Here is a 24,313-nt window from a genome sequence, read left to right as displayed (position 1 = left end):
CATGGCGGAGAAACGCAAGGTCTGCGTGCTGGGCGCGACGGGGGTCGGCAAGACAAGCCTCGTCGCCCGCTTCGTGCGCAGCATCTTCTCCGAGTCTTACCGGACGACCATCGGCGTGACGATCGAGACACGGCGCGTGAGGTGTGATGAAGGCGAGCTCGACCTCATCCTCTGGGACCTGAGCGGAGAGGACGAGTTCCAGTCCGTCCAGACATCGTACCTGCGCGGCTCCGCGGGCTGGCTCCTCGTCATCGACGGCACGCGGCGCCTCACGGCGGAGACCGGGCTCCGCCTCTACACCGCTGCGCGGACGATCGTCGGAGAGGTCCCGGCCGTCGTCGTCCTGAACAAGGCCGATCTCACCGCGGCGTGGGACATCGACGACGCCACCGAGGCCAGGCTGAGGAGGGCGGGCCTCTGGATCACGAGGACGAGCGCCAAGACCGGCGCCGGGGTCGAAGGCGCGTTCAACGCGCTGACGCGCGCCATGCTGGCGAGCGAAGCGCCTTTGTTGCGGGGTTGATGGACGTGGACACGTGGCTCCTCGCTGCGCTGGACAAGCTCGTCCTCGAGCGTTTGCACGACGGGACCTTCGTCATCCGCGGCGAGCCGCCGCCGTGGTTCCGAAGGCTCGGGTTCGCGCCGCCGTGGCGCGACTCGCCGCTCCCGATCGATCGCGCGCTGCCCTTTCTGGAGGTGTTCCTCCCCGAGGCGGAGCGGGCCTGGTCCGCGGAAGGCGCGCCGGGCGTGCAATCCGACTTCTGGACGCAGATGATCGGCGACGAGGCGCTTCACCTCGAGGCGACGGCGCTCCGCGTGGGCTCGTCGCGGCTGCTCGTGATCACCCGGAACGACGCGCTGTTCCAGGAGCGCCGCCGCGTCCTCCAGCGGGCGCGCGAGCTTCACCTCGTGCACGAGGCGCTGTCGCGCGAGGTCGAGCGGAAGGATGTCCTCGTCCATTGCATCGTTCACGACCTCTCCGGCCCGCTGAACAGCCTCCTCGGCGCGCTGTCCCTGCTGGGAGAGCAGCCGCTCCCGGAGAAGAGCGGCGCGCTCGCCGCGGTCGCGCTGAAGGCCGCCCTGCGGCAGCGCGAGCTGATCCGGGAGATCCTCGACGTGTTCACCGCCGAGGGCATGGCGTCCGACGCCTCCAGCGGCGACGTCGCCGCGGTGGTCGACGTGCGCGACACCGTCGCTCGGGTCGTCGAGGCGCTCCTGCCCATGGCGCGCAGCCGGGGGGTGTGCCTGGAGGCGCCGCCGGAGATCGGCTGCGCGCGGCCGTGCACCGTCGTCGGTGAGGAGCCCAGGCTCGCGCGCGTGGTCTCCAACCTCGTCGAGAACGCGCTCCGGTTCACGCCTCCGCGCAGGTCGGTGCGCGTCGCAGTGCACGATGAGCCCCGGTGGGCTCGCGTGACGGTGGAGGACGATGGGCCTGGCGTCTCCCCTGCCATCGCGCCGCGCCTGTTCCAGAAATTCGCGCACGGCCACGACCCTGGCGCGGGCAGCGGCCTCGGGCTCTACGGCGCCCGGATCGCGGTGGAGCGGTGGGGCGGGGCGATCGGGTACGAGGCGCGGCCGGAAGGTGGGGCGAGGTTCTGGCTCCGGCTGCGGCGTGTCGGCGCGGCGGGCGAGGCGGGTGGCAGCGGGGCGCAAGGGGGGTGATGCCATGGCCAAGCTCTTGCTGGTCGACGATGACTCGGGGACGCTCGCGTGGATGGCCGAGGCGCTGCAAGGCGCGGCGTACGACGTCCGGAGCGTGCGCGGCGGGAGCGCGGCGCTGGAGCTCCTCCGGACGTGGACGCCGGATCTCATCCTGGCGGACTTCCTGATGCCCGAGATGGATGGCTTCGCCTTCAACCGGCTGGTGCAGTCGCGCGAGCGGGTGCCCGTGATGCTCGTCTCCGTCGTGAACAAGCCGGCAGAGGCGATCCTGCGAGGGGTCGCCGGCTACGTGCGCAAGCCCGTCACCGCGGGGGAGCTCCGCGCCGCCGTCGAGCGCGTGCTCGGCGCGGTCGAGGGGGTAACCATCCTCGTCGTGGACGACGACGCGGACATCCGGGAGTGCTACCGGCTGATCCTCGAGCCGCGCTTCAGCGTGCTCGAGGCCGAGAACGGGCGCGACGCCCTGGAGCTGCTCGCGCGCGAGCCCGTGGCGCTGGCCATCGTGGACGTCCACATGCCCGTCATGAACGGGGTGGAGTTCATCCGCGCGATGCGCGACGACGCGAGGTTCTGCACGATCCCGGTCGTGGTGCAGACGAGCGACCGGGCGGCCGCGCGCGCGCCCGTCTGGACCGATCTGCACGTGGCGCAAACGATCCTGAAGGACGAGTTCCTCGACTGGCTCATGACCCAGATCGACGCGCACCTCGCGCCGGCGTCGCCGCGCGAGGCCGAGCGCGCCTGGTCGAACGCGAGCCGGTGAGCGCCGAGCGTCGCCCCTTCGGCGAGCGCGGCCCACCCGGGCGCCGTCAGCCTGGCGTCCACCGCGGGTTCGCGGTGAACAGCCCGGATCCGAAGCTGATGTCGTAGGCCAGGAACAGGCCGAACCCCACGCTGAGGAGGCTGGCGACGGCGCCGAAGGCGTAGTGTATCCCGCTGGTGCGAGCGCGCGCGTAGGCGAACGGCAGCGCGAGCACCCCGGTGATGAGCGTCATCCCGGCGATCGTGCCCACGCCGAACAGCGCGATGTAGCCGATGCCCCACCGCGGGTCGCGCACCGTGGTGAGCACGAGGAGCGCCACCGCGGCCGAGCCCGCGAGGCCGTGGACCACGCCGATGAGCAGCGGCCGGAGGCTCGCATAGACGCGCGAACCGCCGAAAACGCGGTCCGCCCAGCCGAGGTCGTGCCGGTGGCCGTCGTGGTGAGCAACCTGCGCAACCTGCGCAACCTGCGCAACCTGCTCGACCGGAGCAACGTCGGGCGCCGGCGGCTCGCCCCGCCGGACCGCCCGGTAGAGCCGCGCCAGGTGGTACACCCCGAGGCCGATCAGCATCAGGGCGACCGAGAGCTCCATGGCCAGGCCGACGTGCGGCGGCACCACGAGCCCGAAGAGCAGGATGCCACCGCCGATCACCATCAGCGTGAGCGTGTGGCCGACGCCCCACATCGCGCCGATCAGCAGCGCCGTCCCGAGGCTCCGGACCCGGCTCACGACGGTCGCCACCGCGATCACATGGTCCGCGTCGGTGGCGTGGCGCATCCCGAGAGAGAAGCCGAGGAGCAGCAGCGGAAACGCCGAGGCGAACATGTCCCCTCTCGTAGCACGGACGGCGCGCGTCGTGTCACGCTGTGCGCGGCCGCCTGCTCCCGCCTCCGGCCGGCTCGCTTCGGCCTGTCGCGGCGAGCCGTCGTCTGCGCGGGGGCGACAAGCGCTGTTTCAGCTCAGCATGTCAGTTCGCGCGGTCTCGACTGAGCGCGTCGATGGCCTGCTGCATCCAGACCGCGTCTTCTTCAGCCTGCTTCAGGCCGTGCATCATCTGCTGGCGCAGCACACCCGTGGTCTGACGGATACCCCGTCGAAAGACATCGGCCGCGCGCTCGTGGACGACCTTGAGCCACGGGGCAAGGTCGCGCTTGTCGAGCGGCCCTGGAGCGTCCAGGACGGTGATGCAGGCATCGATGGCCTCGCGCATGGATCGGGACTCGAGCGCGTCGGCGAAAGCGGAGAACTGGAGCAGCGACTCTCGCAGCGCAGCGCGTCCGGTCGATGAGACTCTGTCTGTCATGGCCGCGCTCAGCCTACCACCTGGGCGACGCCTCCGCCCGTGCGCGCGCTGCGATTGCGCGTCAGCGCAGGCGGGATCGCCCCGCCGTCTCCAGCAACATCGCGAGCACGAGCGGATCGCCGAGGCCTTGCTCTGCGCCGATGTGCGCGCGGAGGCGCGACAGGCGCGCCGCATCCTCCAGGAACAGCGGTTCGTTCAGCCGGGTCGCGGCCTCGTGCAGGATGCCCTCGCGCTCGGAGAGGAGCACGGCGGCGCCGGCGCGATCGCCGCGCGCCACGCGGGCAGCGGCCTCCGCGAGCGACTCGCCCGCGGCGAAGCCCTGAAGCGTGCGCGTCATCGACGCGTCGACGGACGCCGCGCTGGCGGCGTCGCTGTCCGCATAACGCACCTCGATGGGGATCTCCTCGATCACGTTCCTCTTGGAGAGCCGATCTTTGTACTTCAGCTCGACGGTCGCGACGTTTCGCTTCCCCGCGCCGGGGCCGGCGCTCAGCTTGAGCAGCAGCGCGTGCCGATCATCGCGGGCGAAGACAGGCATGAAGAAGCGCATGCCGCCCTCGGCGTCGTCGCGTCGGTCGGCCGCGATCCGGTCCCGCGACTGGGCGGCGACGTCGGCCGCGATCTCCTGGGCGCGGACGCGAGAGGCCTCGGCGCCGTCCAGCCGGCGCGAACCGTAGACGCGGAGCAGCTCGACGCCTGCCTTCAGGCGCACGCGCACCTCCACCGCGGTCGCGACCGGGTCGAGGCGCTTGTCGAGCTCGGTCGACAGCGCGGGCGCGATCTGCTCCGGGTGTCGCAGGTAATAGTAGCCGCCAGCGCCGTCGCTCGCGATCGAGCTCATGAGCTGGCCGTCGAAGTCGTCGCCGAGCCCGAGCGCGCTCGTCTGGATGCCGCGCTGGAAGGCGTCGAGGGCGAGCCACGCCAGGCGCTCGCTGTCGGTGAGGCCGCTCGTCGCCCGGCCGTCGGAGACGAGCAGCACCACGCGCACGGCGTCCTCGGGGATGCCCGGCCGGCTCGCCTGCGCGTAGCCCAGCGAGAGCCCCGCGCCGATGTTGGTGCCGCCGCCCTCGCGGAGCCCCTCGATGGCGCGGCGGATCGCCGCGCGGCGCGGGCCGACGGGGCCGTCCTCGATCACCACCTCGGCGTCGCTGGAGAAGGCGGTGAGCGAGAAGTCGTCGGCCGGCGCGAGCCGATCGACGAGCGCCTGCGCGGCGCGGCGGGCGCTGTCGATCGGCGCGCCGGCCATCGAGCCGCTCGTGTCGAGGACGAGGTGCACGGAGAGGTGCGGCCGCGCCGCCGCCGCCGCCGCCGCGGAGCGGAGCGCGAGGCGCAGGTGGAAGGCGCCGCCGCCCGGGCCGAGCGCGGCGCGCTCCAGGTCGGCGCGCAGGCCGAGCGCCTTGTCGGGGGCGAGCGGGACCTCCGGGGCGTAGCGGGCGGCGACGTCGCCGACGAGCTCGCGCTCCGCCGCGGGCACGACGCCGCGCGCGAGGGCGGCCTCGAACGCGGCCAGGTGGCCGCCCCCGGGCCGGTACGTGGTGGCGAAGCGGCCGTTCGGATCGAGGGCGACCTCGGGCTCCGGAGCGTAGGCGGCCGCGCTCCGCGCCGAGACCGGCGGCGAGGAGGCGCCGGCGCGCCCGTGGCCGCTCCCGAACCCCTGGCCCGACCCGGCGCCCGCGCCGTGCCCGATCGTCCCGATGGATCCCAGCCCGGGCGCCGTGCTCTCGCCGGCGAGGCCCCCGTGGCCGGCGAGGGGGAGGCCCGCGCCGCCTGCGGACGACGCGGCGCCGTCGAGCCCCCACGGCGCCGTGGGGGCGCTCGGATCGCCGCCGCCCCCGGCGTTGAGCAGCCCGATCATCCCGAACTCGGCCGAGTCGCGCAGCGCCTGCTGTCGCGCCACGTGCGGATCGGGGCTGTCGCTCGGGCCCTTGACCCCCCACCTGTTCCCCGTCGCCCCCGCGCGCGGCGTGGACGACGGGTGGCCCATCGACCCTTCCTCGCCCTTGGCTCGCGTCCCTGCGCCGCCCTCCTTCGCGTCGGCGGCGGGCTCGCCCTCGCGCTCGATCGCCGCGCGCAGCTCGCGCTCGTCGGCGGACGCGAGGTACTGCTGCACGAGCGCGATCCGATCCGCGCTCATGCCCGTGGACGGGTCGACGAGGGGCGGCGCCCAGCGAGCGAGGGCGCCGAGGAGCCCGAGGTGCAGGGCCGCCGAGACGGCGTGGAGGGCGAGGCTCTTCCGGCTCACGAGCGAGCGGCCCACGCGCTCGCCTGCGGCGGCATCGGCGCGGATCTGGATCCGCACGCCCGCGATCTCGACGTCCACGCGCCCTTGCGCGGGCAGGGGCACGAGCGTGGCCCCGGGGATCGACGCGCGCTCCGCGCCGGCGTGCAGCTCCCGCGCCGCGGCCGCGGACAGCGGCGCGCCGCCGGGGGTGAGCGTGAGCGTCCCCGTCGCGGCGCCCTGCAGGACGAAGCCGACGCGCCCGGCGCCGTCGACCTCGAGGAGCGGCGCGCGGCGCGCGCCGAGCGCGCGCTCGGGGAGGAAGCAGTCGCACGGGCGCCCGTCGTCGCGCCCCTCACCGACGTCGAACGCGCGCGGCGGCGTCAGGTGCTGGACGAAGAGCACGGTCGTGCCCCAGGAGATGACGATCTCCACGGAGCGCACCGGGCCTTCGGCCTCGCCGGTGCTCGCCGCGTCGGGCTGCCTCGCGGCGGTGAGGTTCGGATCGGTGGCGGCGCCGCCATCCCCGGCGTCCGTCGTGTTCGCGCTGGGCATAGATCTCCCTCGTGCGCCGCGCGGAGCGGCGCGCTCACGTCCTCAGGATCCGCGCCGAGGACGCGCGGATCCGCGTCCTTCAGGCGGGCGCTCGGCCGCGCTGGCCGGCTGTCCGTCGTGCCTGCGGAATGACAGCGGCGGCGCGGGGAGGTTCCGGGGCTCGAACCTCACGCGCCGCGGCAGCGCCTGTGCTCCTCCCCTCCCCGGCGAGGTACTCGGCGCGCCGCTGAGCCGCGGCCTGGCCTTCCGGCTCTGCAGGGCCGAGGCGGCTCGGCGAAGGGGGCGAGGCGCGCGTGTGGAGCGGCCTCGATCCGGCGGACCGCGCCGCCCTCGTCGACGCGGATCCGCGCGGTGGTGCGCGGCTCCCTCACGGCCTACGCCCTCCGCCGCCTCCGCCACAGCGCCATCACCCCGACCAGCGCCGCGCCCAGCGCCGCGCCCGCGCCGCGAGCGCCGGACGCGCGCCGCGGCCCGGCGCCCGCGGCCTCGCACGCGCAGCCTCCGCCCAGCTGGAGGATGAGCGGGGCCTGCTGCGGGCCTTCGCACAGGTCCACCGTGAGCGGCCGCGGCGCCGTCCGCGCGACCCCTTGCCTGAGCGGCGTGTCGAGGTTGCCCGTGTTCTGGTTGTCGTGGTGGAGGCTCTCCCAGGCGATGAGCGCGCCCGTCGTCGCCTCGGTGTGCCAGGCGAAGAGCCAGCCGTCGCGGGTGCCCACCGCGATCTCGAGCGTGCCGTCGCCGTCGAGGTCGCCCACGGCGGGCGTCGTGGTGATCGACTGGCCGGTGAACTTCGGGAACCCGCGCGGCTCCCGGCCGCACCCGTCGAAGGCGTGAAGGAAGTAGCCGCTCGATCCGCTCAGCACCTCGGGGTAGCCGTCGCCGTTCAGATCGACGACCGCCTGGCTGCCCGAGATCGCGTAGTCCTCGAGCACGAACGGGGCGCGAGGCAGCATCGCGCCCGACCTGCCGCTCCAGACGGCGAGCAGGTGAGGCCCCGGCTGCGTCGCCCCCTGCGTGCCCGCGAGGGCGAGCGCGGCCGCCTTCGAGGCGCCCGCGGCGATGACGTCGGGGGTGCCGTCCTGATCGATGTCGCCGAGCGCAGGTTGCGACAGCAGCGGGATCATCGTCCGGGCGCCGGCGGCGGGCGAGAGGGGGCCGAACGTCGGGTCGAGCCCGGCCGGCGAGCCGCCGCTCGCCCGCGGCAGCGCGCCCGCCGGCGTCGCCAGGAGCTCGCGCTGCTCGCCGGGTGAGGCCGGGAGGACGAGCGGCGGCGCGCCGTTGCCCTGGACGACGCCCGCCAGCGCGCCGTCGAACCGCCCGACGACGCCCGAGGCCGTGATCCCCTCCGCGGCGAGCGGGTCGAACGAGAGCGACGGCACCGTGATGGGCCACCCCGCGAGCACGGGCCCGGAGGGCGCGGTCGTGCCCCGCCCATCGATCACGTAGACCGCCCCGGCCTCGCCGTCCTCGCCGAGCCGCTCGCTCGACGCGACCAGCAGATCCGGCAGCGCGTCGCCGTTGAAGTCGGCCACGGCGGGCGTCGCGAGGAGGCGGCTCCGCGCCGGCTCCTCGGCGAGCGGACCCGCGTAGTGCACCTCGACGGGAAAGCCGCGCAGCGCGTTGCCATCCCTGTCGAACGCGTGGACCGTGCCGTCGAACGCCGCCTGGATCACGTCGAGCCGCCCGTCGCCGTCGAGATCCGCGAGGACCGGCGAGGCGAAGGCTCCGCGCGCGATCCGCGCGGCCGCCGACATGCACGGCGCGCTCGCCGGAGCCCCGGGATCGAGGGGGCAAGAGGGGATCTCGGGCAGGCGTTTCGGCCACCCGTACCGGCCGCTGCCGTCCGCGCCGATGACGTAGATCGTGCCCGGCCACGTGGAGATCGCGATCTCCTGCCTGCCGTCGCCGTCGAGGTCCGCGATGGCGGGCGCGCTCAGGATCGGCTCGCGGCCGAGCTCACTGTTCACCTTGCTGTACGCGGGGGCGCCGAGGTAATCGGGCGTGGCCGGGGACGCCGGCTCATCGAGCAGGCCGTCGGTGGCGCCGGTCATGAACGGGAACTCCGGCAGCGGCTGCGGCCCCTTGGGCGTCACCTTCAGCACGTGCAGCGCGCCGCCGGCCGTGGGGTAGACGAGCTCGCGGACGCCGTCGCCGTCGATGTCGGCCATCTTCGGGCTGCCCTCGCCGCTGTCGCCGACGCGGACGGGGAAGCCCTGGACCAGCGTCGGATCGCTGTCGACGTGGATCGTGCGCCGCGCCTCGCTCTCCACGTCGCCGGTGGCGTAGTGGGCCCTCGCGCGGACGCGCACCGTGATCGCGCGATCGTCCTCGCCGTGGGGGCTGTCGGGGTCGCGGAGGTGAGACGTGTCGATCGTGCGCACGTCGAGGGAGGCGAGCGGGCCCTCGGCGCCGGTGACGACCATCGGCGCGACGTTCGTCTCCTTGTGGATCACCTTGAAATCCGCCGCGAGCGGCTGCGCGCCTGCCGCCCACTCGACCCAGTAGTCGTAGGCCATCGCCCGCTTCGCCGAGATGGTGCCCTCGATCGGCACCGGGCCCTGGACCTGATCCTTGTAAACGACCTCGAACCACCGCGGCGACGTCATGTCGACGGCGGGCGGCACGCGCCCCTCGCCGAGCGCCTCCACGGCGCGGTTCGCGTTGACGCGGCCGTGGCCGAACCGCTGATCGAACCCCGCCTGCGAGAAGCGGTACAGCGACCCGGGCTCCAGCGACTCCGGCACGGCGATGTCGTCGGCGGTCGCGACGAGCAGGCCCTGCACCTCCCCCGGGGACAGGGACACGCCGCGGTCGAGGGCGACGGAGTAGAGCAGCCCCGCGACGCCGGCGAGCTCGGCGGTCGCGTCGCTGGCGCAGCCGGGGCTCGACACGGCGAGCACGTTGTTGCCGCCGAAGCTCGAGCACGGGGACGCGTCGACGAACGTGGTCGACGTCGCGACGCTCTGGCCGTCGTAGCGGACGGCGCTCACGGGCAGCGCGTGGTTGCTCGTCGCGGGCACGCTGTGGTGGCGCGAGCCCTCGTTGCCCATCGACGCGACGACGAGCGTCCCCTGGGCGTGGGCGTAGTCGAGCGCCGCCTGGACGAAGCCGGTGTTGTCGACGGTGGTCACCGGGCACTGCACGACGTTGGCCCGGCTGTCCGCCGCATAGAGGAGCGCCTTCGCGAGGTCCTGCGCGTCGGCGACGTGGCTCTCACCGACGCGCAGCGGGATGAACCTGCACTGCGGGCACACGCCCGCCCCGCCCAGCTGGTTGTTCGTCTGCGCGGCCGACGCCTTCGCGCCCTCGGTGCCGTGGCCGTTGCGGGCGTCGTCGAACGGATCGTTGTCGTTCTTGAAGAAGTCCCAGCCCGCGATGTCGTCGGCGTAGCCGTTCTGATCGTCGTCGATCCCGTCCGAGAAGTGGAGGATGAGGTCGCCGGCGTCGAGCTGGCCGTTCCCGTTCCGATCCCCCTGCGGTCGCCCCTCCGACGCCGCGGGCGTGAGCTCCGGCGTGTCCCTGTAGTCCGCGATGGAAAGGACCCCATCGCCGTTGCAGTCGAAGCCCGCGAGCGCGCCGTCGCCGCCGCACGCCGCGCCGTCCGCGCGCCGCGGCATGTGGGCCGCGAGCTCGCCCTGGTTGAGCCACACCTTCTCCAGGAGATCCCCCTCTCCCCAGAAGATCCCGGAGTCGGCGACGGCGATCCTGACGCGCGGGTCCCCCTGGGTGAAGCGCCAGGCGAGATCGATCGCCATGCCGGCGGCGGACTCCTCCGGCCGGACGTACCCGCTCGGGGCCGGGATGAACGAGTAGAAGCCCCACTGTCCGCTCTGCGTGACCGACGTGCCGTAGTCCGGGTCGTTCGGCCAGTGCTCGGGCTCGGCCATGTCCGCTGCGCTGGCCCACGGGGGCGGGGGCCAGCCGCCGGACGCGTCGGATGAAACGAGCGCGCCCGCCGCGGCGCCGCCGAGCGCCCCCAGAAGAGCAAGCGAGGGAAAGCAAGTGCAGCGCATGCCGAGACCCTACCATCGGTTCGCGCGCGCGAGGCAACCGCCGCCTCCAGCAGGAAACCGGCGCTTTCACCGCGCCCGGGCCCGGATCGAGGCGGCCTTCGCGCCGCGCGCGACCCGACGCCGCTGCGGTGCTCAGCGCGCGCAGGCCGCCGGCGTCGGGTGCTCGGCGCAGTACGCGCTGTCGTCCGGCGGGCCGATGCGCAGCACGACGCTCTGCGACGCGAGGCGCGGCCGCGCGCCGCAGACGTCGGCCGTCTCGGCCTCCGACGGCGCGCACACGCCGGCCTCGTTGGGCACGGTCCAGGCCTGACCGGTGCCGTAGATGAGGTTGAGCGCGTAGCTCCCCTCGGGCAGGCAGCCGAACGCCACCTCGATCGTGCGCCCGAACTGCCGGCTCAGCGCCGCCTCGACCTGGGCCACGTCCCGCTCCGCGATGATGTCGTTGCCTTCCTTGTCGGTCTTGTGGCTGAGCACGAGCACGCCCCCCCGCTCCGGCTCGGTCGGGTGCATGCACAGCGCGGCGGGCCGGACGCCGATGAGCGCGCTGTCTCGCGGCTCGTTCAGCGGCTCCGGGCCGAGCGTGGCCGTGGTCACGAGATCGTCGTAGATCGTGAGCCCCTGGAGGAGCACCGCGGGCGCGGCCTGGCTGGTCAGCGGCTCCTTGTCGTCCTGCTTCGCGAACACCGAGATCGGGAAGAGCGCCGGGATCAGGGCCGAGTCGGGGACATGATCGTCGCCGTCGATCGCCCCGTCGCCGTTCACGTCCTGCCGCGCATAGGTGAGGGTCGGCGCGGGCTCGCCGCCCACCGCCAGCGAGAGCGGGGGCTTCGCCGCGCGCGCGACCTCGCTGTCCGGCACCCCCGCGGCGAGCCGCAGGCGCAGCAGCGACGCCTCGGTGCCGGCGGGATCGGCCGGGCTGAACGTCTCCAGCTGGAAGTCGGAGGCCATGACCACCTCGCTCGGGCTCTGCGTGACGCCGGACGCCGGCGCGAGCACCTCGGCGACGTGGAAGAGCGGCCGCTCCAGCGGGAGCGGGAGGCCGAGGGTGACGGCGATGCCGCTGACGCGCGTGCCCGTCTCGGGGATGGGGGCGGCGATCGTGATCGCGCGGTACCGCGGGGCGGCGCCCTCGAGCACCTCGGTCGCGTTCTCGATCGCGCCGCCGGCCACGTCGCCCCGGGTCGGCAGGTTGGCGATGCTGAAGGTGGGGTCAAAATTGCCGTCGTGGTCGTAAAAACCGCGGATCTGGTAGGTGCCAGCGACCAGGGGCGAAAGCCTCCAGGGGACGCTCACGGTGACGGGCGGCTCGTCCGGCTCGGGGCAGTGGAGCGCGCCGTCCTCGGAGCGATCGAGCGCGGCGCCCAGGCCTCCGAAGAGCTCGTCGCCGGGGATCACGTCGATGCTCGCGGCCGAGGTGCCGAGCCCCTCGGGCGGCGGCAGCAGGCGCGTGTCGAAGCCGAGCACGACCGCGGCGCCGACGACGTGGCCGTCCTTCGTGCAGGGCCGGGGTCCGGCGTACGTCACCGTGCCGTCGAGCACCCCGGCGGGGCCGCTCTGGTCCGGCAGCGGGACGAAGACCTCCACGTCGTCGCAGCCCGGGAGGGCCGCGAGGAGCGCGCCGAGCAGGAGGAGACCGGTGCGGGGGCTGGGTCGGAGCATGGCCTTGCCTAGAGCGAGTAGCTGAAGAATCCCATGAAGCGCCGGCCGATGCGGTTGCCGAACGGGTGCATCTGCAGCGCGTTGTCGCCGAGCCCGTCGAGCGCGTTGAACACGGTCGCGGAGATCTCGGCGCGGTCCAGGAAGCGGTAACCGACGCGCGCGTTGAGCAGCGTGTACGCGGGCAGCTCGTACTGCTTCGTGGCGATGACCGTCCCCGTCGGGACCTGCTCGGCCCACACCTGCGAGGACTGGTAGTGGAACGTGACCTCACCGTCGACGCCGATCGGCGTGCGGACCTGGACCCCTGCGTTCACCTTGTGCCGGCTGGTGCGCGCGTCCTCGAGCGCGTCGCGCCCGTCAGGGCGCCGGTGCACCGAGCGGTTGAGCGCGTAGTTGGCGAAGATGTCGAGCCCCTCGGTGGGGTAGACGCGGCCGCCGAGCTCGCCGCCGAAGACGTGGTAGACGTCGCTCTGGTTCTCGAAGCCGCCGAAGCCGGAGGTGTATCTCCCCGTCTCCGGGTTCAGCCCCCCGGACCCGTGAGCGCGCTGCGAGAGGGTCGTGCGCTGCGGCTCGGCGAGCACGATGAGATCGCTCACGCGGTTGTAATACGCGGTGACCTCGAACTCGAAGTAATCGCTCTGCTGGTTCAGGTAGCTCGCCTCGGCGGTGATGATCTGCTCGGGATCGATGGGGCGCTCGGAGCTGTCCGGCGTCCTCGAGGTCGAGAGGAGCTCGAGGCCGGGCAGCGCGAGCTGGATCGGCAGGTCGACGTAGGCCTCGAGCGACGTGGGCGAGCGGAACGCCGTCGAGCCGGAGAGGCGGATCGCCTGGCGCTCGGTCGGCTTGACGATGACGGAGCCGCGCGGCGACGGGATGAGCCGCTCCAGGTAGGGCACGTAGTCGAGCCTCCCGGACGCGACCAGCGTGACGCGCTCGCCGAGCTTCATCGAGTCCTGGAGGAACACCGAGCCCTGGTGCTCGAGCGGCATGTCGTCCTCGAGGTAGCTCCACGAGGTCGCCTTGAGCCGGTAGCCGAGGCCGATGTGGAAGTCGTGCACGACGGGGCTGGGCGCTCGGAGCGTCTTCACGAACTCGAGCTCGGCGTTCACGACGTGCTGCTGCGGCCGCCCTGCGAACAGGGTGTGCCCGAGGTAGGCGGCGTTGAGCAGCGAGTACCCGTCGAGGTTCGAGTAGTACGTCCGCGCGTTGACGTTCTCGCTGCGGTACGCGACCGCGACGTCGGCGTTGGCGACCTCCAGGTTGTAGTCGTTGAAGGGGCCGATGCCGTAGACGTCGAGCTCGCTCCGGGCGTAGCCGGCGCCCACCGTGAGCTCGCGCTGCGGCCCGAGCCGCTGCGAGGTCCGGAGGTCGATGCGGACGTTCTGCGCGCCGAGATCCTGGCTCTGGCCGCTCGTCTCGAGGTCGATGCGGTCGTCCGCGACCTCGCGCGACCACCGGGGGTAGCGGGTGTAGCCCGCGGAGAGGCGGTACGCGAAATCGCCCTCGCGCGCGGAGGCCCACACCGAGGCGTAGCCCTGCCGGTGATCCCCGTAGCCCGCGCGGAAGCCGCTCTTCCCGACGCCGGGCTCGATCGTGATGATGTTGACGATGCCGGCGAAGGCGTCGGCGCCGTAGAGCGCGGAGCCCGGGCCGCGCACCACCTCGATGCGCTCGATCTGATCCACGTCGATCGAGAGCGCCTCCCAGAAGGTCGAGCCGAGCACGTCGTTCTTGACCGTGCGCCCGTTCACGAGGACGAGGATCTTGTTGGCGAGGCGGCTGTTGAAGCCGCGCATCGACACGTTCTCGTCGCCGCCCGTGATTTGCATGACGTCCATGCCGGCGACGCGCCGGAGCAGCTCGGGGATGCGCGTGATCCCGGAGAGCCGGATGTCCTGCCGGGTCACGATGGTCGTCGAGTTCGGGGAGTCGAGCGGGCTCTGGGCGCCGCGCGAGGCGGTGACGACCGTCTCCTGGTAGACGTCCTCGGTCCGGGCCGCGCCGACGATCCTCGCGGCGTCGCCGGGGGCGGCCTTCGAGCCCGGCCCCGGCGCCTTCGTCGCGGCCGTCGCGGGGGCGCCCTGCGCGGCGGGCTCCCCGGCGGGGGGCGGCGGGGCGGGCGCCTCGCCTGGGGTGGGCTGCTGCGGCGCCGGCTGCTGCGGCGCGGGCGCCGGCGGCTGCTTCGGCTCGGGGATCGCCGCGGCGCGCTGCGCGGCGAGGCGCTGCTCCAGCTGCTCCACGATCCGCGTCACCTGCTCACGGTCCGCGGGGTCGCTCGCGATGTACTCGCGGTAGGCGGCGAGCGCCTGCTCGATGTGGCCGGCCTCGGCGTGCGCGCGCGCGATGTTGAAGGTGACGTTCGGGTGCGGGAGGATCTCGTTGGCCTTCTGGAGCTGCCGGATGCCCTCGTCGAACTGCTTCTGGGCGATGAGATCCATGCCTGCCCGGAAGTGGAGGCGCGCCTCGGTGCGGGCGTCGGCGAGCGCGCCGCGCGCGGCGGTCATCGCGCCGAAGGCGACGGCGCAGGCGAGGAGCTTCCGCTGGAGCGCCGTCGCGCGGCGCGGCCGCGCTGCGTGGGCGTCGTCGGTCGGGTCGAGCGCCGGGACATCGTCGCGGCGGCGGTGCGAGCAGGAATCGGAAGACGACATGAGTTCGCCCTGTCCTCAGCGGGGCCGGGGAGCGACGGCGATCCCGGCGAGAGCTCGGGAGCGCTGACGGCGCTGCTCCCCACATCACACCGAACACTTCATCGACGGGTCCACGTGAGGAGCGTCCGGTGAGCTCCTTGCGCGAACGCGAAGCCACTGCGGCCATGGTAAGAGGCCTTGGCCGCGAAAGCGCGGCGACTCTACCAGAAGAGCGGCCGGGGCGCGTCCGCGCCCTCGTCAGTAGGGGTTGCTCTTGTACGGCTCGGGCTTCTGGATGTTCGCCCTGGGCTTGCCCGGGGTCGCCGGCGCCGGGATCGCGGCCGGGTCGAGCTTCGCGCGCACCTTCTCCTCGGCGCCGGAGACGCTCACCGTGGCGGGCTTGTAGCCCGGCTTCTCGAACACGAGCTCGTGCTCCAGCGCGAGCGCGGCCGCGGCCCCTCGCCAGACGATCTCGCACGGCGTCTCGGCGCAGAGCTCCTTGTTGCCTTCCCTGACGGCCGCGCCGGGCGGCGAGCTCTCGATGTGCAGCCCGCGCGCCGCGGGCGCCGGCGCTGCCGGGGCTGTCGCTGCGAGCGGAGGGGGGCTCACCGCGCCCTGCTCGCGCGCCGCCGCGCTCGTGTGGGCGACCGGCACGCGCGCCAGCAGGGCGGCGGCGACGCCGACCCCGACCGCGAGGACCGCGGTGAGCGCCCAGGGGATGACCTTTCGACCTGGGCTCGCGCCGGTCTGGCTGGCGGAGAGCACCTCCGCGGGCGGCGCTGGGCGCGACCCCATCGCGTCGGTGATCGACGGGGGGACGAAGACGGGCGCCGCAGGCGGCTTGAGGGCGCTGTCCGTGGCGAGGGGGCCTGTATAGGTGGCGGGTGAGCTCGTGGGGGGCGACGAGTACGGCGTGGAGAGGCCCGGAAAATCGCTCGTCGTCGAGAGCGGAGCGGCCGATGGGTGCGGCGTGGCCGACGGACGCGAAGGCGCCGATGGGTACGGCGTGGCCGATGGATACGAAGGCGCCGACGGATACGAAGGCGCCGATGGATACGAAGGCGCCGACGGATACGAAGGCGCCGACGGGTACGGCGTGGCCGACGGATACGAGGGCAGCGACGCGCGGTAGCCCGTCGTGTCGGACAGCATGGGCGGGTTCTCGCCCGTGTCTCGCGTGGAGATGCCGCCTGCGGTGAACTTGAGCGCGTTGACGAGCTCGTTCATCGACGAGAAGCGGTGCGCCGGGTCCTTCTCCAGGCAGCGATAGACGATCCCCTCCATCGTCTGCGAGATGGAGAGCTGCGGGTTGTGGGCCTGCATCGGCGGGATCTGGTCGTGGACGTGCGACATGAGCGTCCCGACGCCCGCGCCCTTGTCGAAGGGCACCTGGCCCGACAGCATCTCGTACATCATCACGCCGAGCGCGTAGATATCGGTGCGCGCCGAGACATCGCTGCCGGTGATCTGCTCGGGCGCCATGTACTTGGGCGAGCCCATGAACAGGCCTTGCTGGGTCAGGTCCTCGCCGCTCTGGGTGTCCTTCACGAGCCCGAAATCGAGCACCTTCACGTGGTCGTGCTCGTCCTCGTGGTCGACGAGCAGCACGTTGCCCGGCTTGAGGTCGCGGTGCACGACCCCGAGCCCGTGCGCCTCGCGGAGCGACCGGCAGATCTGGCGCGCGATGTGGGCCGCGCGCGCCTCGGAGAACGGCCCTTCCTCGCGGAGCACGCGGTGCAGGGTCTTCCCCTCGATGTACTCCATCGCGATGTAGTAGATATCGTCGTCGCTCTGGCCGTAGTCGAACACGGTGACCGTGTTCGGGTGCGTGAGCTTCGCCGCGATCGACGCTTCGAGGAAGAAGCGCCTGTGGAACTCGGGATCGTGGTCGCCCTCGTACTTGGGGCTCAGCACCTTGAGCGCGCAGATGCGGCCGAGCGGCGCCTGCTCGGCCCTGTACACCTTCCCCATGCCGCCGCGGGCGATGACGCTGACGATCGTGAAGCGGCCGTTGACGACACGCCCCAGCAGCGGGTCTGTCGCGGCAGCCCTCGAGACCTTCGAGCTGCCGTTTACCTCTCGCTGTCGGCTATCAGGCATGTCGCGCCTCTCCTCGGGCAGCGGGAGGAGGTGAAGATTGGACACACAGCAGCCGCCTCGGAAGCAGTGTGACTGAGGCGACTCTGAGGTGTCAATCTGCAGTGCCACGATACAAGCAGGGAATGCGTGGAGCGTGGTGCGCTGCCGTCCGTGCGGTCGTTGAGGCGAGGCGGGCCGCGCGAGGCTGAACGTCGGTGACCCCGGCGCGTCGCTGCGGGGTGAAGAACGTAGGACGGATCGCGCGCAGGAGCGGGACGTTTGCACGGCCTGCGCATCGCCTCGGTCTGCGCGGTTCGCGGGCGGATCGCTCCGTCGCGGAGCGCTGCGCGGCGCGCGGCTGGAAGGGTGTCGACCCGCGGCGGACCGCGACCATGAGCAGGAAGCCGCGTTCCGCGCGAGGCCGCCGATCCAGATGCGGTTCGCGTCGTCGGTGAAGAGAGAGGGAGAGCGACGTGCCTGCGATCGAGAGGCCCATGAGCGGAGCCGGGGAGCTGTCGGCGCGCATGCGACCGCCGTCGCCGCTCCCGTTCACGCCCTCGGACGGCGTCAGTCGGACGATTTCCTTCGCGTCCTCTGCACCGTCTGCATCGTCCTGCATCGTCCCGGACGAACATCGGTCCGCTGGTCCGTTCCCAGGCCGTCGCGGAGGAGCCACTCTTCTCGCCCGTCCGGTAGATGGGACGTGGCTTCAACGGCTCGCTGGCCCGGCGCGCCTCACGCCAGCGCCGGCCCGCGCGCGGCGGTCGCGCCGGGTTGGCCGAGCCGCGTAAACAAATCAGCCGTCATCGTCAAGAGATCCCGGCGGCCGGGACGTTCGTAGGTGCGATCTCGGCCCAAATCAGCGGGGAAGCGGCCGCCGCCGCGCGGGGTTTGGCCTCTCCCTCCGAACGACCGTTGCGCTTGACGTTCAGATGGACGACGCTGTGCGCCGCAGCCGGTGTCGGGCACGCTCCGGTTCGCGCTCCTTTTATCCACCGCGGGCCGTGACCAAGACACCCCCTCCTCCCATCACTGCCGGAACGGTCATCAATGACCGTTACGACATCCGTCAGAGCCTCGGTAAGGGCGGCATGGGCGAGGTCTTCCTGGCCTTCGATCGCTCGACGCAGCAGACCGTGGCCCTCAAGGTTGTCCGCGAAGAGTCGCGCATGCCAGGCGACGACGAGGCGCTTCGCCAGGAGCTCCTCCTCGCGCGCTCGGTGGGCCACCCGAACGTCTGTCGCGTGCACGACCTCGCGCCGAGCCCGTGGGGCCCCATCCTCGTGATGGAGCAGATCCCCGGGCAGACGCTCCACACGCACATCCGCAAGCGCAAGGCCCAGGGCGGCTACTCGGCGGACGAGTTCCGCAAGATCGCGAGCGAGGTCTGCAACGGGCTCGCGGCCATCCACGCGCAGGGCCTCGTGCACGGCGATCTGAAGCCGGGCAACGTGATGGTCTCCGAGGGCCGCGCGGTGATCCTCGACTTCGGCTTCGCCCAGGAGCGCGCGCGCGCCTCGGCGCGCCGCCCTGGCGCCCCGCCCGACGGCGGCACGCCGAACTACATGTCTCCCGAGCGGCTGCGCAACGGCGGCGCGAGCCCCGAGGACGACGTGTACGCCATGGCCTTGACCCTCTGGGAGATGTGGACCTGCCGCGTCCCCGAGCCCGGCTACAAGCCGCGGGTCAAGACGATGAAGCAGCAGATCATGTTCGACGTGCCGGCGGGCCTGTCGATCGACGAGGTGCGGCAGATCTTCCGCGGCCTCAACGAGGACCCGTCGATGCGGCCGCAGGCGCGGCACATGCGCTTCTTCAACCCGTCGCAGCTCACGACGAGCCCGATCCAGCTGCCGCGCGAGCGCCTCGATCCGGGCCCGCCGCCGGGCGGCGCGCTCAAGCTGAACTTCACCCCCGGGGCGCAGTCGCTGCTCGTGACGTATGCGACGAACGCGCCCGAGATCGTGGGCTCCCTGCTGCCGCTGCACGACACGAAGCTCGCGCTCGGCCGTCGCAGCGATCAGAGCCTGTGCGTGCCCGAGGCGACCGTCTCGGGGGCGCACGCGATCCTGAAGTGGCAGACGGGGTCGTGGTTCATCGAGGACCAGGGCAGCACGAACGGCAGCTACGCGGACTTCAACTACGAGCGCAAGTCGCAGGTCTCGCTGCTGCACGGCGGTGAGGTGCAGGTCGGCGAGTGCCGGATGAAGCTCGTGACGTTCGGCCCGGACTCGCCGCAGCACCGACGCGCGAAGCAGTACCTCGCGAAGCGCGACGGCCTCACCGGCCTGCTCGTGCGCGAGCACCTGATGAAGGCGATCGACGAGGACGGCCTGTTCGCCGACTGGGCCGAGGTGCCGATGCAGGTCGCGCGGTACGAGCTGCGCGGGCCGAACCGCCAGGTCAGCGAGCGCCCGACCATCCTGGAGATGCTCGCCCTGCGGAAGGCGGCGCAGCGGGTGATCGATCTGACCGAGATGCTCCTGCTCAGCCTCACGCCGGCCGTCGCGGGCCGCACGGGGCCGCTCAAGTTCGTGGTCTCGATCGTGGGTCCGAGCATCGACGAGGCCCGACACGTGGTCGAGCAGGTGGTCGCGCAGGTTCAGGGGATGCTCCCGGAGACGCTCGAGCTCGGCGCGACGCTGGTGAAGGGCGAGCCTGGGCGCCCTGCGCGGACGCTCATCGATTGAGCCTGAGCGCGTCCGATGAACAGCCGGCCTCCGTTCCCGTCCACCTCCAGTCCGCCGTCTCAGCCCTCGCCGTACCGCTACCTCGGTCGCGGTGGCAGCGAGCGCCCCGTGCGGCTCCAGATCATCATCGCGCTCGTCGCGGGCCTCATCGTGGTGGCGGTGCCGCTCTACCTGTGGCGGCGCCCGAAGCCCGAGTCGATCCCCTCCGCGGACGCCGCGACGGCTGACGCAGGCACCTACGCCTGGGACGCGGGCGCGCTCGCCGACGCGGGCGCCGAGCTGTCGGAGGGGGTCACGCTCTCGCCGTTCACCACGATCAAGTGCGAGAACCCCGGCCCGGGCACCACCCCGCCCGAGCGCTGCGATCACGTCACGTTCTTCGAGGACGGCCTGTCGCGCGCGATCCGCGACAACGTCCAGTGCGCCCCTTCCGGCAAGGCGGGCGTCACGGTGAGCTTCGTCCTCGAGATGGACTTCCGGCGCAAGCGGACCAACCTCTACGTGGGCAAGTCGACGACGGTGAGCCGCGCGAAGACGAAGGAGCTGCTCCGCTGCGTGAAGCGGGCCATGCCGACGCCCGACTGGGGGACGATCCCGCACCAGTACGTGAAGTACAAGATCAACGTCATGGCGACGTACCCTGCCAACGAGTCCTTCTGAGGCGAGAGGCTCGTGCGTAGCGCATCGATCGTCCTGGTGCGCTTCGCGCTCCCGGCCCTCGGGGCGCTCCTCGCGATCGAGGCGCAAGCCCAGCAGGGCGGGACGGCAGCGGCCGCCGGGAAGCAGGGGGGGCCGGCGGCGCCCGCCGCGCCGGCTCGGCGCGAGGGCTATTCGAGCTACGAGAGCGCCACCATCGAGCGTGTCCTGTCGCGCCTCGGCGCGACGCTCGATCCTGCCCCCGAGGGCAAGATCGTCGAGGGGATCGACGTGGTCCCGCTCGAGGTGATCGAGGACCGCGATCCTGCGCCGGCCTTCCTGAACTGGTTCCACGCCCTGTCGCGCCCGTACGTCATCCGGCGCGAGGTGCTGCTCGCGGCCGGGCGCCCTTACGAGCAGGCGCTCGCCGACGAGTCGGCGCGCAACCTGCGCGACCTGAGCCAGCTGTCGCTCGTCCTCGTCTTCGCCGTGCGAGGCGGCGCTCCGGATCGGGTGCGGGTCGCCGTCGTCACCAAGGACGTCTGGAGCCTGCGCCTCAACTCGGACTACCGCATCGCCGGCGGGCAGCTCGAGTACCTGTTCCTGCAGCCCAGCGAGCAGAACCTGCTCGGCGTCCACCACTCCGTCGCGGCGCAGCTCGCGCTCGATCCCGGCGCGCTCTCGTTCGGCGTCACCTACGCGATGCCGCGCATCGGGGGCAGCCACGTGCGGCTGCGGACCCAGGCGAACGCGATCATCGACCGGGAGACCGGCGAGTTCGAGGGCACGAGCGGCGAGTTCATCTACGGCCAGCCGCTCTACGCGACGCAGGCGGAGTGGGCCTGGGACCTCGAGATCTCCTGGCGCGACGAGGTGACCCGCCGCTTCGTCGGCACGAAGCTCGCCACCTTCGACGCGGAGGCGACGCCGAAGGACGATCGCGTCCCGTACCGCTACCGCAGCGATCTCCTGGTGGGCGGCTACGCCGTCACGCGCAGCTTCGGCGGCGGCGCGTCGAGGTCCTCGGCCGTGAAGCACGACGTCTCGGTCGGCATCGAGGCGAGCCGCAAGGTCTATCGCCTCGACGCGCCCGGAGGCCTCCCCCCTGCCGCGATCGCCGAGTTCGAGGAGCGCGTGATGCCGGTGAGCGACACCCGCGTCGCGCCGACGTTCAAGTACGCGACGTACTCGACCCGCTTCTTGCGCGTCCTCGACTTCAACACGCTCGCGTTGCAGGAGGACTACCGGCTGGGGCACGAGCTCGCGATCCTGATCTATCCGGTCACGACCGCGCTCAACTCGAGCAGGAGCTTCCTCGGGATCTCCGCCGCGGCCGCGTACACCGTCGCGCTCGGCGACGGCCTCGCGCGCGCCGTGGTCGAGACCGTCACCGAGCTCGACGGCTCGCAGATCTTCGACGCCTCCATCGAGGCGCGCGCGCGGGTTCACACGCCGAGCTTCGGCGTCGGGCGGCTCGTGTTCGACGTGCGCCTGTTCGACCGATACAGGAACTACCTGAACAGGAAGCTGGTCCTCGGCGGCGACACCCGGCTCCGCGGGTACCCGACGGCGGCGTTCATCGGCGAGGACGTGCTCTCTGCGAACCTGGAGCTCCGCACGCGGCCCCTCGAGATCTGGTCGTGCCAGGTCGCGGGCGCGGCCTTCTTCGACGCCGGCGACGCCTTCGACGGCTTCGACGATCTGCGCCTCAAGCAGTCGGCTGGCTTCGGGGTACGGGCCCTCTTCCCGCAGCTCAGCCGCGTCGTCATGCGCGCCGACTGGGGGGTGCCGCTGACGCGCGGCTACAAGGAGCCTGACGCGCTCCCCGGCGACATCCTCGTCACCTTCGAGCAGGCGTTTCCGATGCTCCCTGCGGACGAGTAGGGACGCCGCCGGCGCCGGGCGGCGCCGGTGGACCGCTCGCGGCCGCTGCGACGCGCGCGCGGTGCGCCGAGAACGCGCCCCGGAGCGCTGGCGTCACCGGCTCTCGGTCGAGCGTCGCGAGCGTCTCGGCCGCCGGCCTGCCCGCGAGCACCGCGTGCCAGGCCCGCTCGAGCGCTCCCCGCAGGCGCGCGGCGTCGTCCTTCGGCGGCTCCTGCTGCTTGCCCTGGCCGGCCGTCTCCGCGCCGGGGCCTTCCGCGCGCGTTGCATGGAACGCCCGAGCGACGCTGCCGCGGTGCGTGTAGCGATCTCCCTCGAACCCCGCGACGTCGAGGAGATCCGGCGCGATGGGATCCCCCTCGTCCAGCGGGATCCGGCCGGCGAGCTCCAGGGTGCCATCCTGGTCGACGTCGAGCGCGAACCGCGGCGGCGCCGCGAGCTCGACGGCGTACCGGGCCGCGCCGAGCGGCTGCACGGCCCAGATCTCCAGCTCGCCTTCCTCGTTTCTGAGCACGACGTCCGGAGCGCCGTCTTGGTTGAGATCGGTCCCGGAGCGGAACACCCCGAGCTGCTCCGTTGCCTCCGGCTCGTGGCCGGGGAGGAGCGACGGTATCAGCTGGGTCGCCTGTCTGCGGTCCACGCGCCCGCTGTCGAGGGGCCCCGCGGCGATGACCACGCCGTGCGGCGTCGCCACGCGGACCGCCGACGAGCGGCGCCCGAGCGCGTCGGTCCCGCTGTAACCGCGCACCACCACCTCGCCGCCGCGCCGTAGCGCGCCGCGGAGCTCGACCTCGAGCTTCAGCCCGAGCTCGGCGGCCTCCACGTCGATGGCGTGCAGCCGAGCGTCGAGGTCCGGGGGCGCGACGAACGCGCCGAGCGTCGGTCTGCCCGCTGCACCCCAGGGAGAAACCTGATGATCGCTGGCGCATGAGCTGGTGCAACTGACGCAGACGACGCAGACGAGGCGTAGAACGCCCATCGTCAGCGAGAGCTTTTCTGTTACGGTTCCCGTCCGCATGCGCCTGCTAGTAGCCGACAAAATGGACCTCTCGGCTCTGGAAGAGCTCAAGGTGCTCGGGATCGAGATCGAGTCCCGGCCGGAGCTCACCAGAGACACGCTGCCGGCGGCTCTCGAGGGGATCGGCATTCTCGTCGTTCGTTCCACGGAGGTCACGGCGAAGGCGATCGCGTCCGGGCGACAGCTCAACCTGATCGTGAGGGCAGGGGTCGGCGTGGGGACGATCGACGTCGCGGCCGCGAGCGCGCGCGGCGTCTACGTGGCGAACTGTCCCGGCAAGAACGCGACCGCGGTGGCAGAGCTGACGATGGCGTTCATCCTCGCGCTGGACCGCCGCCTGGTCGATGCGACGTCGGAGCTCCGGGCCGGCCGCTGGGAGAAGGCGAAGTACTCGGTGGCCCGTGGCCTGTTCGGTCGGCGGATCGGGATCGCGGGGCTCGGCGCGATCGGCCGTGAGGTGCTCCTGCGCGCCCGCGCGTTCGGGCTCGAGCCGCACGCCTGGTCGCGCTCGTTGACGCCGGGCCGCGCCGCCAAGCTGGACGTCAGCTATGCGCGGACCTTGGAGGATCTGGCTGCCCGCTCTGACATCTTCACCGTCCACCTGACGGCTACCCCGCAGACGCGCGGTATCGTCAGCCGGAGCGTCCTCGAGGCGCTTCCCGACGGCGCCATCGTCGTGAACGCCGCGCGCCCCGAGGTGATGGACTACGCCGCGCTCGAGGAGCTCATCCCGCGCAAGGGGCTGCGGGTCGGCCTTGACGTGTTCGCCACCGAGCCTGACAAGAGCTCGGCGCCGTTCGAGTCGCATCTCCTCGAGCGAGGGCTCGTCTACGGCACCCCCCACGTCGGCGCGCAGACGGAGCAGGCCCAGCGCGCGGTCGCCCTCGAGACGGCCCGGATCATCCGTGCCTTCATGACGGAGGAGGAGCTGCCCAACGTGGTCAATATCTGCGCCACGTCGCCCGCCCGCTACGCGGTCGTCGTCCGAATGATGGACAAGGTCGGCGTCCTCGCGAACACCCTCAGCGTCATGAAACGCCACGGGATCAACATCGAGGAGATTTCAAACACCGTCTTCGAGGGGGCCACTGCGACCTGCACGAAGATGCGCGTCTCCGGCCGGCCGAGCGAGGCCTGTCTGAAGGAAATCGCGGCGTTCGAGGAGGTCCTGCACGTCGATATCGTCGCGCTGCCGAATCTGGCATAACGCT

The 24,313-nt window shown here is 72.5% G+C and carries 15 protein-coding genes; 7 read left to right on the top strand and 8 right to left on the bottom strand.

Annotation, left to right across the window (positions count from 1 at the left end; all coding sequences use genetic code 11):
• Position 1 precedes the first annotated feature (1 nt).
• Genes WME82_RS31630 through WME82_RS31620 form a run of 3 tightly spaced genes read left to right on the top strand, consistent with a single transcriptional unit; the run spans position 2 to position 2,425 of the window.
• Entirely contained in the window at positions 2-523 is a 522-nt protein-coding gene (locus WME82_RS31630; RefSeq protein ID WP_438038344.1) for a Rab family GTPase, read from the top strand.
• Positions 523-1,662, top strand: a complete 1,140-nt coding sequence (locus WME82_RS31625) for an ATP-binding protein (protein ID WP_438038343.1) — start codon at positions 523-525, stop codon at positions 1,660-1,662. The genes WME82_RS31630 and WME82_RS31625 overlap by 1 nt, the downstream gene beginning before the upstream one ends.
• Before the next feature lie 4 nt (positions 1,663-1,666).
• Positions 1,667-2,425, top strand: a complete 759-nt coding sequence (locus WME82_RS31620; protein WP_438038342.1) for a response regulator — start codon at positions 1,667-1,669, stop codon at positions 2,423-2,425.
• A 46-nt stretch (positions 2,426-2,471) separates the two neighbouring features.
• Here WME82_RS31620 and WME82_RS31615 read toward each other — a convergent pair whose 3' ends face one another.
• The 7 genes from WME82_RS31615 to WME82_RS31585 all read right to left on the bottom strand — a co-directional run bounded on the left by WME82_RS31615 (position 2,472) and on the right by WME82_RS31585 (position 16,898).
• Positions 2,472-3,251 (bottom strand): high-affinity nickel-transport family protein, encoded by a 780-nt coding sequence (locus WME82_RS31615; protein ID WP_438038341.1) that lies wholly within the window; start codon positions 3,249-3,251, stop codon positions 2,472-2,474.
• Between the two features lie 142 nt (positions 3,252-3,393).
• Positions 3,394-3,636 carry a hypothetical protein gene (locus WME82_RS31610; protein ID WP_231864310.1) on the bottom strand — a complete coding sequence of 81 codons (243 nt, stop codon included), beginning with the start codon at positions 3,634-3,636 and terminating at the stop codon, positions 3,394-3,396.
• A gap of 154 nt (positions 3,637-3,790) precedes the next feature.
• Positions 3,791-6,502, bottom strand: a complete 2,712-nt coding sequence (locus tag WME82_RS31605; RefSeq protein WP_438038340.1) for a vWA domain-containing protein — start codon at positions 6,500-6,502, stop codon at positions 3,791-3,793.
• Between the two features lie 374 nt (positions 6,503-6,876).
• Positions 6,877-10,512, bottom strand: coding sequence for an FG-GAP-like repeat-containing protein (locus WME82_RS31600; RefSeq protein ID WP_438038339.1), 3,636 nt, complete (start codon positions 10,510-10,512; stop codon positions 6,877-6,879).
• Positions 10,513-10,644: 132 nt separating this feature from the next.
• Complete coding sequence (locus tag WME82_RS31595) at positions 10,645-12,171, bottom strand: hypothetical protein (protein ID WP_438038338.1); 1,527 nt, start codon at positions 12,169-12,171, stop codon at positions 10,645-10,647.
• Positions 12,172-12,179: 8 nt separating this feature from the next.
• Positions 12,180-14,819, bottom strand: coding sequence for a TonB-dependent receptor domain-containing protein (locus WME82_RS31590; protein ID WP_437740199.1), 2,640 nt, complete (start codon positions 14,817-14,819; stop codon positions 12,180-12,182).
• Between the two features lie 237 nt (positions 14,820-15,056).
• Positions 15,057-16,898, bottom strand: a complete 1,842-nt coding sequence (locus WME82_RS31585) for a protein kinase domain-containing protein (RefSeq protein ID WP_438038337.1) — start codon at positions 16,896-16,898, stop codon at positions 15,057-15,059.
• A gap of 983 nt (positions 16,899-17,881) precedes the next feature.
• Between WME82_RS31585 and WME82_RS31580 the strand changes: the two genes are divergently transcribed.
• Genes WME82_RS31580 through WME82_RS31570 form a run of 3 tightly spaced genes read left to right on the top strand, consistent with a single transcriptional unit; the run spans position 17,882 to position 22,087 of the window.
• Positions 17,882-19,567, top strand: coding sequence for an FHA domain-containing serine/threonine-protein kinase (locus tag WME82_RS31580; protein ID WP_012238434.1), 1,686 nt, complete (start codon positions 17,882-17,884; stop codon positions 19,565-19,567).
• A gap of 15 nt (positions 19,568-19,582) precedes the next feature.
• Entirely contained in the window at positions 19,583-20,227 is a 645-nt protein-coding gene (locus tag WME82_RS31575) for a hypothetical protein (RefSeq protein ID WP_437912029.1), read from the top strand.
• Positions 20,228-20,239: 12 nt separating this feature from the next.
• Positions 20,240-22,087, top strand: a complete 1,848-nt coding sequence (locus WME82_RS31570) for a hypothetical protein (protein WP_437851085.1) — start codon at positions 20,240-20,242, stop codon at positions 22,085-22,087.
• Here the strand turns inward: WME82_RS31570 and WME82_RS31565 are convergent.
• The gene (locus WME82_RS31565; RefSeq protein WP_438038336.1) at positions 22,044-23,063 is read right to left on the bottom strand and encodes an FG-GAP repeat domain-containing protein; all 1,020 of its coding nucleotides are present in this window, start codon (positions 23,061-23,063) and stop codon (positions 22,044-22,046) included. The two genes, WME82_RS31570 and WME82_RS31565, sit on opposite strands and share 44 nt — an antisense overlap.
• Here WME82_RS31565 and WME82_RS31560 point away from each other — a divergent pair.
• Positions 23,020-24,309: a phosphoglycerate dehydrogenase gene (locus tag WME82_RS31560; protein WP_438038335.1), complete on the top strand. Its 1,290-nt coding sequence runs from the start codon at positions 23,020-23,022 to the stop codon at positions 24,307-24,309. The two genes, WME82_RS31565 and WME82_RS31560, sit on opposite strands and share 44 nt — an antisense overlap.
• Positions 24,310-24,313 lie beyond the last annotated feature (4 nt).

The sequence above is a fragment of the Sorangium sp. So ce128 genome (assembly GCF_051525245.1).
Lineage (GTDB): Bacteria > Myxococcota_A > Polyangia > Polyangiales > Polyangiaceae > Sorangium > Sorangium cellulosum_B.
This window is presented reverse-complemented; position numbering and strand designations above follow the sequence as displayed.

Coding starts and splice junctions, on each gene's coding strand:
- WME82_RS31630 (WP_438038344.1), top strand. CDS start 2: ATGGCGGAGAAACGCAAGGTCTGCGTGCTGGGCGCGACGGGGGTCGGC.
- WME82_RS31625 (WP_438038343.1), top strand. CDS start 523: ATGGACGTGGACACGTGGCTCCTCGCTGCGCTGGACAAGCTCGTCCTC.
- WME82_RS31620 (WP_438038342.1), top strand. CDS start 1,667: ATGGCCAAGCTCTTGCTGGTCGACGATGACTCGGGGACGCTCGCGTGG.
- WME82_RS31615 (WP_438038341.1), bottom strand. CDS start 3,251: ATGTTCGCCTCGGCGTTTCCGCTGCTGCTCCTCGGCTTCTCTCTCGGG.
- WME82_RS31610 (WP_231864310.1), bottom strand. CDS start 3,636: ATGCGCGAGGCCATCGATGCCTGCATCACCGTCCTGGACGCTCCAGGG.
- WME82_RS31605 (WP_438038340.1), bottom strand. CDS start 6,502: ATGCCCAGCGCGAACACGACGGACGCCGGGGATGGCGGCGCCGCCACC.
- WME82_RS31600 (WP_438038339.1), bottom strand. CDS start 10,512: ATGCGCTGCACTTGCTTTCCCTCGCTTGCTCTTCTGGGGGCGCTCGGC.
- WME82_RS31595 (WP_438038338.1), bottom strand. CDS start 12,171: ATGCTCCGACCCAGCCCCCGCACCGGTCTCCTCCTGCTCGGCGCGCTC.
- WME82_RS31590 (WP_437740199.1), bottom strand. CDS start 14,819: ATGTCGTCTTCCGATTCCTGCTCGCACCGCCGCCGCGACGATGTCCCG.
- WME82_RS31585 (WP_438038337.1), bottom strand. CDS start 16,898: ATGCCTGATAGCCGACAGCGAGAGGTAAACGGCAGCTCGAAGGTCTCG.
- WME82_RS31575 (WP_437912029.1), top strand. CDS start 19,583: ATGAACAGCCGGCCTCCGTTCCCGTCCACCTCCAGTCCGCCGTCTCAG.
- WME82_RS31565 (WP_438038336.1), bottom strand. CDS start 23,063: ATGGGCGTTCTACGCCTCGTCTGCGTCGTCTGCGTCAGTTGCACCAGC.